At 64.8% G+C, this 10,151-nt stretch carries 13 protein-coding genes; all 13 read right to left on the bottom strand.

Features of this window, described 5'->3' with window-relative positions:
* Positions 1–431, bottom strand: a 431-nt coding sequence (locus tag F3H95_RS26650; RefSeq protein WP_149748193.1) for a hypothetical protein, incomplete at its 3' end; no start/stop codon positions are given.
* Positions 432–465: 34 nt separating this feature from the next.
* Positions 466–1,392, bottom strand: coding sequence for a phage tail tube protein (locus F3H95_RS26645; protein WP_149748192.1), 927 nt, complete (start codon positions 1,390–1,392; stop codon positions 466–468).
* Positions 1,392–1,574, bottom strand: coding sequence for a hypothetical protein (locus tag F3H95_RS26640; protein WP_149748191.1), 183 nt, complete (start codon positions 1,572–1,574; stop codon positions 1,392–1,394). Before F3H95_RS26640 ends, F3H95_RS26645 begins: the two co-directional genes overlap by 1 nt.
* The gene (locus F3H95_RS26635; RefSeq protein ID WP_149748190.1) at positions 1,571–1,993 is read right to left on the bottom strand and encodes a hypothetical protein; all 423 of its coding nucleotides are present in this window, start codon (positions 1,991–1,993) and stop codon (positions 1,571–1,573) included. Before F3H95_RS26635 ends, F3H95_RS26640 begins: the two co-directional genes overlap by 4 nt.
* Positions 1,990–2,412, bottom strand: coding sequence for a DUF1320 domain-containing protein (locus tag F3H95_RS26630; protein ID WP_149748189.1), 423 nt, complete (start codon positions 2,410–2,412; stop codon positions 1,990–1,992). Before F3H95_RS26630 ends, F3H95_RS26635 begins: the two co-directional genes overlap by 4 nt.
* The gene (locus F3H95_RS26625; RefSeq protein ID WP_149748188.1) at positions 2,412–2,648 is read right to left on the bottom strand and encodes a hypothetical protein; all 237 of its coding nucleotides are present in this window, start codon (positions 2,646–2,648) and stop codon (positions 2,412–2,414) included. Before F3H95_RS26625 ends, F3H95_RS26630 begins: the two co-directional genes overlap by 1 nt.
* 88 nt (positions 2,649–2,736) lie before the next feature.
* A complete protein-coding gene (locus tag F3H95_RS26620) occupies positions 2,737–3,672 on the bottom strand; it encodes a capsid protein (RefSeq protein ID WP_143125742.1) in 936 nt (311 codons plus the stop codon).
* A gap of 29 nt (positions 3,673–3,701) precedes the next feature.
* Positions 3,702–4,070, bottom strand: a complete 369-nt coding sequence (locus F3H95_RS26615) for a hypothetical protein (RefSeq protein WP_244618157.1) — start codon at positions 4,068–4,070, stop codon at positions 3,702–3,704.
* Positions 4,071–4,085: 15 nt separating this feature from the next.
* Positions 4,086–5,192 carry a peptidase gene (locus tag F3H95_RS26610; protein ID WP_149748186.1) on the bottom strand — a complete coding sequence of 369 codons (1,107 nt, stop codon included), beginning with the start codon at positions 5,190–5,192 and terminating at the stop codon, positions 4,086–4,088.
* 215 nt (positions 5,193–5,407) lie between these two features.
* Positions 5,408–5,923 (bottom strand): phage virion morphogenesis protein, encoded by a 516-nt coding sequence (locus F3H95_RS26605; RefSeq protein WP_149748185.1) that lies wholly within the window; start codon positions 5,921–5,923, stop codon positions 5,408–5,410.
* A 113-nt stretch (positions 5,924–6,036) separates the two neighbouring features.
* Entirely contained in the window at positions 6,037–7,275 is a 1,239-nt protein-coding gene (locus F3H95_RS26600) for a PBECR2 nuclease fold domain-containing protein (protein WP_149748184.1), read from the bottom strand.
* Complete coding sequence (locus F3H95_RS26595) at positions 7,268–8,743, bottom strand: DUF935 family protein (RefSeq protein WP_149748183.1); 1,476 nt, start codon at positions 8,741–8,743, stop codon at positions 7,268–7,270. The genes F3H95_RS26600 and F3H95_RS26595 overlap by 8 nt, the downstream gene beginning before the upstream one ends.
* Before the next feature lies 1 nt (position 8,744).
* Positions 8,745–10,151 (bottom strand): terminase family protein (locus F3H95_RS26590; protein WP_149748182.1); only part of this gene is annotated, 1,407 nt, incomplete at its 5' end.

The raw sequence follows: 10,151 nt of genomic DNA, 5'->3' as shown, positions 1-10,151 counted from the left end.
GCCCCGCCTTCGGAGATCGCCGCGTCATAGGCCACGCGCAGCGCGCGCCGGATGCGCTCATGATCGAGCGCCATGTCGAGGGCCTCGGCGCTGAAGGGGATCGGCTGGTCGGCCTCGTCGACCACGCCGCGCCAGTCGGTGATGAGCCGATGGAACATGCTGTCGTCGTGGGTTTCGAGCTCGGTTTCCAGGTCGCGGACCTTGTCGGAGGCGGCAACCTTGTCGTCGGCCGTGGCCATGGCTTCGATTGCCTCCAGCAGCTTCTTTGCGAGCTGATCGCGTTCCTCGGCATAGCCGCGCATCTCGGCCTTGCCGACAATCAGGAAGCGGGCTTCGAAGCCAAATTCGGTGAAGGCGCCCGGCTGGTCGGGATCGGGCTGCAGCACAGTGACGGGCCACCAGGCGGCAAGGCGTGAAACGAGCTTGAACATGTTTTGAAGACCCTTCGAGACCTGTTTGAAAAACCTATTTGACGGTGATCGTGAACTCGTCATTGCCCGCTGTCGGCAGCAGCATCAGCGCCAGCTGATTGGTGACGATCTTCTGGTTCTCCTGATAGGAGGGCCGGCCGATCTGCACGCGGCCTGCGCCGAAGCCGACGATGTTGCCGGGCGTCACACCGTGCTGGCCGGCCAGCGCACCGGTTGTGTGGGCCTGGGCAAGCGCAAACCAGTTGATCGTCGCCAGTGCGGCAGCTTCGATCGTCGCGCTGCCGGTCATCATGCGGTCGACCTGCTTGATGCTCTCGTCATTGATCAGCAGGCGCGGCTGGATGTCATTGGCCAGATCGAACGAAAAGCTCTCCACCGCGCCTGTGTAGCCGTGCAGGCTGAACGACGTGTTGAGCTTGGAAACCGGGACGGGCTTGATGAACTTGGTCAGGTCACAGACCGGCATGGGCTGGTCGCTGATCGGACCGAGCAGTCCCGTGAACGTGAAGCTGAAGCGCGGGATCTGCGCCGGGGCGACGTTGAGGGTGAAGGTGCCTCGGGCGCCGGTGAGGATGTGGCGAATGCCGTCCATCACGTAGTAGATGGAGCATGCCTCCTGTCCCGAGGAAACAGGATTGTAGACGACCGAAACACCGGCCTGCACCGTCTCGGCGAGGCCACAGGCGCGCAGCAACGGCCCGTAGGCGGGCACTGTCCCGGCCGCACCCGCACCCGCGATCTCCACGTCGAATGACACGCGACCGTAATTGCCCGACAGGATCGCGCCCTGATGGCCCATGTAGGGAAACATCAGATCACGACTGACGTCCTGGCCGAGCAGCGGCTCCGCCCGAAAATTGTTGACCTGCATGGCGTTGGCCGCACCGGTCGGCACGGCATCGGTGCCATAGGTGGTTTCCAGCTTGACCAGGATCGCCTTGTTCCGCGCGTATTTCGACATCAGCTCTTCCTCTTGCCGGTGCTGCCGGCGTCGTTGGTTGCGGGCGTTTCCGAGGCCTCGGCCGTCGCAGCCTCAGCCCCGGCTGCGGTGTCCTGCACCAGCGCATCGGGGGGCTCGACGCGCACGAGGGTCCCGTCGTCATTGCGGCGGTAGGAACCGCCTGACTGCGGCAGGTCGTTCATGGGCGTTTCTCCAGCGTTCGGGTGGTCTTCCAGGTCTGTGCGTAGATCGTGGCGGCGGTGCCAAAGGCGCTGCTCTGGCCGGAGACCAGTTCGAACGGCTCTTCGGATGCGTCCCATTGCCAGCCGGCGAGCGCGTTTTCGATTTCATCGCGGGTCTGTTCGTATTCGCTCGCCCGCTTGCCGCCTCTGGCGTCGTCGTAGCGGCGGATCAGGAAGGCCACGATGATGTAGGCCTCGATCGACTGGCGGAAGCCGCCGGCGGCAAAGGTGTTCGGCTGCGCGAGATCACGGAAGGGCAGGACGAAGACCGTCCGGTTCTTCGGCTGGGTGCCCTTCGACAGTGTCTCCAGATCCTCGGCCGGTAGAACGTCGGTGAGCGTCGTCTCGGCTTGCAGGCGGGCGATGACCGACGAGATCACAGGAAGCCTCCAAATCCGCCCCAGGCAGGTCGTTGCTTCACCAGGATGACGCGGCCGGCATCGTCGGCGGAAGGCTGCGCGCCGTCGCTCACTGGCAGGCTGACCAGCGATCGCGCCACATCCCGCAGGCCATCCATGGCGCTCTTCCAGTCGCGCGCCACATGCTCCGGCGCGCCGTCCCGGTGCAGGTGATAGCGGGCGATCGAGACTGCCCAGGTGGTCACCAGATCCGGGATGGTCGATAGCGGCAGCCTGTAGCGTGCGCCGATGTAGCCGTTGATCTCGCTTTCGGCCGCTGCGATCGCGGAGGCGATCACGTCCTGGTCGGCCGCGCCGTCGCCATCGCGATCGGCCACCTGCAGGATCTCGTCTTCACCGGCGCGGGCCAGAAGATCCGCAAGTGTCGCATAGGCGGCCATCAGTCGCGCTCCCGCATGTCGATGATGCCTCTGGCGTCGAGGGACTGGATCAGGTCGTGTGGAACAGGCGCCGTGCTGTCAGGCATGAACTTGACGCCATTGATCCGCACCGGCCGCAGGATGGTCAGCAGGACGGTCTCGTCATCCTGTTCCACGGCAATGGTCTCCGGCGCGGATGCCGCGGAGCCGCCGGTTTCGGTTTCGGTGCTGGGTGGCGTGGCGGAATTTCGGGCCATGGGATTTGCCTTTCTGCGGAAGGGAACGGCGCGTGGCCGGCGGTGGAATGCCCGGCGGCCGAAGACGCCGGGCGAGGGGCATGTCGCGTCAGGCGACGACGTCTTCGAAAAGGTAGCCAAGCTCGGGCGAGGAGATGACTTCCTTGACGCTCTCGCCGGAGCGCACGCGGACTGAGCCCTTGAGGCCGATCTTCGGTTCGTCCATCGAACCCGAAACGCGGTCGCCATGCTGGGCAGTCCAGCCGTAGGTCGGCGTGGCGTCGATCGACGAGGCAAGCGGCGCCTTGTGGAACAGCAGCGCCTTGTCGCCCCAGGCACGCGACCGGCTGACCGGCTGGCCCTTCTTCGCGCGGTTTACCCAGCCTTCACCGACGATGATGTCGTCCAGTTCCAGCAGGTCGGCGACGGCACGCTTGTCGGCCAGGCCGTCGCCAGCACCGGAGACGGTCAGGGACCGCAGGACGGATGGATTGGTGCGCAGCGCCGTCCATTCGACACGCCCCAGCACCATGTTGTTCGGCCGCATGATCATGCTGTCGGCGGCTTCGGTGATCTGCACGATCGGCTTGCTGTCGGCGTGCGACCACTGGCTGGTGCCGGCCAGCGTTTCCTTGTTGCTGGCGCCGTACATCGCCGAATTGAAGACCTTGTTGGAGACGCGCACTTCGCGATCGAGCAGCACGAGGTCGATCAGCTTCTGCGCGGCAAAGGCACGCGGATCATAGCCGGCCGGCGCATTGTTGATGTCGTCGAGCGGGATGACGTCGTCGAGGCCGTAATCCTCGGTCTTGTCCTCGACGTCCTCGGCCTGGAATTCGACCTCGTTCGGGGCAGACTTGCGGCCAACCTTGGTATCGGGTGCGGTGATGAACTGGCCGAAGTCGAAGCGCCACCAGGTGAACTTCTTCTTCGGAAGGTTCGGCGTCAGGCGCGGCAGCACCTGGTCGGCGATCAGCGTGTTGTTCTTGTAGGCGATGATGATGCCGGTCAGCACCGGATCGATGGGGAACGGCGTGCCGCTCATGGAGGCTTTCCTTCAGAGGTTGCGGGCAATCAGCCCTGGATCCGGGAGGGAGTGACGAGGACGCGGGCGATGTCGCCCGAGACCGCGCCGATGGTCATGATGCCGCCGGTGCGGGCATTGACGCCGGCCGCCGGCGCGGCAGCCAAGCCCCTGCCGGCGGCGTCGGCGGTGAAGAAGGCGCCGAATGCGATCGTGCCGCCGATATCGAGTTCGGTTTCGCCGAGCAGGACGACGTCGACGCGGTCACCGATGGCCGCCCCGCCGGGGCAGTCAGTCACGCCAAGGATGAGGTCGGTGGAGGCGGTTGCCAGCGCCACCTCGCCATCATTGGCGCCGGCCTTGACCTGCCGGCGATGCGGGATGGCGCTTGTGGCGAGGAAATTCTTGATCAGCTTCATGATGCTGCCCTTCGGTTAGCGGCGGCGCGTCAGGCGCATGCCAGCCTCGGCGGCCGACAGATGTTCGCCCCTGGCGCGTGCGGTCTCGATTTCGGTGGTGATGGCCGTCGCGACATGCGCCGGGTCGGAAAAGTCCGGACCGTCGCCGGTCGCCAGTTCGCCCTGGACGACCGGAAGCGGCAGGCGCTCGATCAGCTGGCGCAGCCCGTCACGGGGCGTAAGGCTGCGTTCCTCGCCGCCGTCCGAGAAGGACATGGTGTCGTCCGCGCCGAGATCGGCGAAGAGGGCGGTCGCGAGATCCTTCAGGCCGGCGGGCAACCGGCCGGCTTCAACCATGGAGGCTACGAAGGTCGCATCCTCGCTGGCGCGGATGCGTTTGCGGCTTTCCTGCTCGGTGCGCTGCTGGTCGGCGAACGTTGCCTCGCGGGCGGCAAGCTCTGCCTCCCGCCGCTTGATGTCGGCGAGCATCTCCTGGCTCATGTTGTTGTCCTCGTCGCTGTAGCTGGTGGTGGGGTCGCTGGCGTCGATCTCGTCGCGCAGCTGCTGGGCGGTCTCGGCGATCTGGTCGATCTGCCAGGCGGGCAGGATGCCGTCGGCAACGTCGATGCCCTTTTCGGCCACCACGAAATCGCGGAACCCTCGAATGACCTTCGAAAGCAATTCAAAGCCCCAGGCGGCGCGTCCGATCGCCATGTCCTGGAATTCGAGAAGAGCCTCGTCGTCGCCGAACTCGACCGCCTTCAGTCCCTTGACGGCGGGTGCGGCCGCGCCAAGGAAACCGACATGGCGCAGGTAGTAGCGGCCGGGTGTCGGGTTGTTCGGATGGTCAGGCGCGAAGAAGGCGGCCGAGCGCTGGCGGAAACGGCCGGTGCGGACGAGGTCGGCGAACTGGCTTTCCAGATCCTCCGGTTCCACGACGAGGCGGCCGTCGCGGAAGGCGACGGACTTCACCCAGCCATAGGCGGGGTCATCCTGTTTCGGATGGCCGACGACAATCGGCGCATGCGAGAGCGCCGGATCGTAGCTTGAAGCGATGGCGGCAAGATCGTCATCCGAGAAGGCAAACGGCCTGCCTCGGCTGTCGGTGTGGGTGCCAGAACGGAAAATCTCGAACGGTTTCATGCCCGCCACACTGGATCAGCGTGGGCGGTCAAAACAGTCGCTAGGGTTTGTGGGACAGCCTCAGGGACACGTCGCGGGGCTGCCAAGTCTTAACGTGGGGGAGGCGAGGAGGGCAAGCATCGAATTTGAAGCCGTTTTGAAGCCCTTGGGCGCGCTTTCACCCTCGGGTGCGGGCCACGAGCCATCCGACAGGCTCACGCGCGTCTGTGGCGCCTCTATTCCGACCCGCCAGATGCGGCCAGCGTCTCCTCGAAATGGTCCTGGATGATCTCTTCAATCCGTGCCCGGTCCTCGTCGTTGATGCCGAGGAACTGGCGACGCGGGATGGTCACGCGCTTGACGCGGAATGTCTGGCCTCCCATCGAGAAGACGAGGGCTGCTGCATTCTTCGGCACGGTGTCACCACCCTCGTTGTGGATGCGTGCATAGACTTCGTTCGAGCCGACAGCGACCGACGTTTCGGAGGCAAGCTGCCAGATGATCTGCGACAGGCTCCGCGTCTGGCCGGTCAGGATGCGCGGGCCTTTCTTGGTGAGCGCATAAAGCGGGTTCAGATCCTGCCAGCGCTGGCCGTCCGGATCGCGTTCGTCGCGAAAGCGGTCTCTGGTCGCCTCGGCTTCATATTCGCCGATGTTCTTCAGGACGGGCGCCAGGCTGCCGGCGGCATCCATGATGCGCTGCAGGCTCCGCTGAATCTCGAGGTCGTCGATCGTGATGGCGGCTGCGGTCATGATTGCATCGTCCTTGCTGTCGCTCTATCTTTGCCCGGCGTCGTGGTGGCTGTCCCGGTCACGATCCTTAAATCTCGGCGCAGGGACCATCCGGACCGGGAGGATGGCCCTTTTCATTGGGCGCGGTAGAGCAGGGCGCCTTTGCGATAGTTGCGGATGTAGCGCTCGTTCGTCTGGAAACCCGTCACGGCCACCCAGCCTCTCGATGTCCACTCGAAGCGGATGAACAGCGACTTCTGGTCCGGCAGCGTGTAGCGCTTGAGATAGGTCCGCTTCAGCACGACGCCGCTCGTCACGCTTGCCCAGTCGACCCAGATCTCGTGGGGATCGCGGATCGCGTCGGCCAGCAGGCGCATGTAGGGGCCACGGTCGGACTTGTTGGCCTTGCTGCCGACGATCGTTCCATCCGCCTCCCGCACATCGAACATCGCCTGCGACACGCTGATGATGCCGCCCGAGCGATCGCGGAAATATCCCGCCTCACCGGGCAGGAGGTCGAACTCGTCGAGGAAGCCGCGCACATAGTCCGCCTCCGGCAGTTCCTCTGGCATCAGACGATCCCTGGCGACGGCGGTCGGCGGCGGCAGCGCCGGGAGAGTTGCGGGCGCATTCGGTTCGCTGAAGGCGGGCAAAGGCGCGTGCAATTCCTTCGGCACGATGCCGCCCAGCCACTCCTTGCCGACATTGTAGTCCCAGCCTCGGTCGATGCCGCGATAGCGCAGTTCCGGCTCGCCGGTGCGACGGTCGAAGCCCTCATACGGGGTCAGGTCCGGCGCCTCATCCGGGCCGTCCTTGCCAAGCCGTGCCAGATCCCGCTTCGACAGCGCCTTGACGTCGCACCCGCAGCCCCAGCCGTTCGGCGGATACATCACGTTCCAGGCGGGATCGGTTGCGGCAAGCACCAGCCCGTTCCAGGCCAGATGCTGCAGGCGCGGATGTTCTGCGCCGGAATGCACATACTGCAGATAGGGGCGATAGCGCAGGACGTCCGGATCGGTCAGCTGCGCCCAGCGGCCGGCCATGTAGGAGGTGCGCATGTTGGTGGTGTAGATGATCCGGGCACGCCAATCGCTGCGCTCCTCGTCGGAACCGCCGCGCCCTTTGAATGTCCAGCCGGTGCGCTCGACGATGGCGTCGAAATCCTTGCGGAATTCGTTGAAGCCGGTGCCTTCGATACGGGCCTTCTCGATCGCGGCGCGGAAATCCGAAAGCAGGTCGTCGCGCGTGACGCCGGCAACCGTGAAGGCGCGCACCTGTCCCTGCCGCAGGACGTCGTCGTATTTCCGGGTCGGCAGGTTGACCTTGCCGCGCAGGAAGTCGATCGCCTCCTGGAACGGGAGCTTGTCAGCCATCGGCGCTGGCCCGCCCTTCAAGGTCGGCAAGGATCGTGCCTTGCGCCATCAGTTGGGCCAGTTCGTCCACCGACAGATCCCCGGACAGCCGCGTCAGTCGTTCGATCAGATCCTCGTAGGACGTGGCATCGCTGAAGGCTCCCCGGATCTCTTCAATCATTGCCTCAATCACCGGCCGTCCCAGTTGCGCCATCTGGCTGGAGAGATCCGCGACGGTCTTTTCCGCCGGCGTCGCCTCTCGCACCGGATCGGCAAAGGCAAGGCCGGCGGTCGGGCTCTCGCCAGGGGATGAGGCTTCGGGCTCTGCCGGCGTCGTCGTCCGCTCGATCCAGTCGCCGCCATAGGTCTCGTTGATGTAATCGACCGAGGCCGGCTTGTAGCCCATCTGGTAGATTTTCTGGTCCCGGTCGACCTTGTCGCCGAGGTCTTCCGCCTCGGAGAAGTCGCGCCAGACTTCGGGCACGGCTTCGCCTGGATAATTGATCTCGACATACCAGCGCACGAGGCTTTGCTGGATCGTCTTGCAGACCAGGTCGGCATCCGCCTTGGCGATTGCCACACGGATCTCGTTGTGAATGTCGCCGAGCGAGCGGGCGCCGCGTTCGCCGGAATTGGTGGTGAGCGTCTCGCCGAGAACGGCTTCGCTCATCAGTTCGTCAAGATAGCGCGCCAGTTCCTCCGACTGACTGTTGCCGCCCTTGGCTTCCAGCAGCTCGACCTTGACGTTTTCCGGCACGATCAGGCTGTCGGACGCCTGCATGGCGACGAGCGCTTCCGCCAGCAGATCCTGCTTCGCCTTGTCATAGGCGCCCTGGTACTGGGCAAGGGTCGTGGGAGCGGCATGCTTGCGGGTGGCCTGCAGCCAGTTGGCCAGCACCTGCCGCTTGAACCAGGCCGGCCAGAACAGCACCGAGCCGAGGCCGACGCCATAGGGATCGTCATCGTCATCGTCGATCGAATGGCGATGCACGATGAACTTCCGGTCGGGCACGCTGACGCCGTCAACGGGCGCCGACCGCGTCAGCATCCGCAGGCCGCCATTCATGTCGAAGCGGAAGCGGTTCTGCTTCTTCACCTTGACGGCCGAAGGCGTCCAGACCTCGCCCTGCCGTGTCCAGACGATCTCGGCGACGGCAAAACCCTTCAGGATTGCACCCAGCAGGCCGCGCGTCAGCTGGTCAAAGTTGATGCTCCTGAGAAGCCGCTCGATGTCGGCCGCCACCTTTCTGTCATTGCGACGATCCGATGCGGCGATCACCTGCCATTCGCGGCTGATCACTTCCAGCTTGCGCTTCTGGAGGATGGCATGGGCATGCGGGTCGCGCCGGATCTCGTCATAGATCCGGTAGGCGCCGGCGCCACCATGCGCCAGAAGCGTATCATCGCTCGGCTGCAGCACGGTCTGGAACTGCGGAACGAAGGGATCGGAAGCATTGGTGGCGAGTTCGCCGGTCTGTGGAGCGGGCATCTCAATTCCTCAGGAAGCGCGACAGGTTGCCGAAAATGTTCTGGTTGATGAGGCCACCACGGAATTGCTCGAGCTTCGTCTGCCTCTCCTGATCACCGCCGGCCGTGCCGGCGCCGGTCGGTCCGCTCGCGCCGGACGCCGCTTCGATGGCAAGCGCCAGCGCCCAGAAATGGTCGGCGTGTCCATCGGGCGTGCGTTCGGCCGTGAAACGGATATTGCCGCTGGCGGTGACCTGCTTGGTCACCGAGCGCAGGTCGGCGCGGATGTACTTGTCGTAGGGGATGCGCAGCGTCCGGTCTTCCATGCGCGAGCGCACCGGATAGGCGAGCGCCTCCTTGACCTTGGCCGAGAAGGTGACGGGCTCCACGGCATAGGTGCCGAACTTCTTCTGTGCATCGTCCGCCCAGCCGATGCCAAGGCCGGTCGCGTCGATCGAGGTGCGATAGCAGCGCTCGATCCACGGCCACAACACCTTCTCCTGGTCGGGCTTGCTCATGTTGCGCAGCGCCTCGACATGGCGGGTGTAAAGGACGTCGCCGAGCTTCTCGACCACCCAGAGAACCGTCAGGTCCTTCTTGCGGCCGATGTCGATGCCCGCATAGAGCTGGCGGCCTTCCAGGGTGCGCCAGTCAAAGCCGGCCGGATACTCGCAATTGGCAATCAGGTCATATTCGAGGAAGGCCGTGTCGTCGTCGGCCGGCTGGCACATGTATTCCTGAAGGAAGCTTTCCTCGTCGGCGCAGCCGCTCTTCACCCAGTCGAAATAGTCCGCCTCCGTCATCTCCTGCCGTTCGTCGTCGTCTGGCAGGGACTGCTGAAGCTTGAACAGAAAGCCGTCGTTGAGTGCGTCTTCCAGCGTGACACGGTGCAGGCTGATCTTCTTCGGATTGCCGCCCTCCCGGTATTCCCGGACCAGCAGGTTGAAGAAGTTGTGCGAGCCGCGATGGGTGGAGATCACCTCCATCGAGCCGCCCCAGGTGATGCCGGGATAGGCGATCGACCAGAGTTTGCGCGGGTCCGGATGAAGCGCGAACTCGTCGAGGACACGGCCGCCGCGCTTGCCCGCCTGCGCGTCCGGGTTCGAACTCATTGAATGGATGCGCTTGTCGTTGGCAAAGCGCAGCACATAGGCGCTGTGCTTGCCGTCCGGATCGAGCGCCACTTCGCCCATGTCACGGGCGGCAAGGTCGAGATTGCCGGACCACAGCTTGCAGTCTTCGAGGAAGAGGCGCGCCTGGATGTCGTCGCGCGATGACACCCATTGATCGTGCCGGGCCGAGGTAAGCGAGGTGCGCGAGACGGTGGCATAGGCCGTCGACCAGGACAGCCCGATCTGGCGGCCTTTCTCCATCAGCTTCAGGCGCGAATTGTCGGTGATCCACCGGCCCTGGTAGGGCAGGAAGATCGC

The organism is Rhizobium sp. RU35A (assembly GCF_900156005.1).
Classification (GTDB): Bacteria; Pseudomonadota; Alphaproteobacteria; order Rhizobiales; family Rhizobiaceae; genus Neorhizobium; species Neorhizobium straminoryzae.
This window is presented reverse-complemented; position numbering and strand designations above follow the sequence as displayed.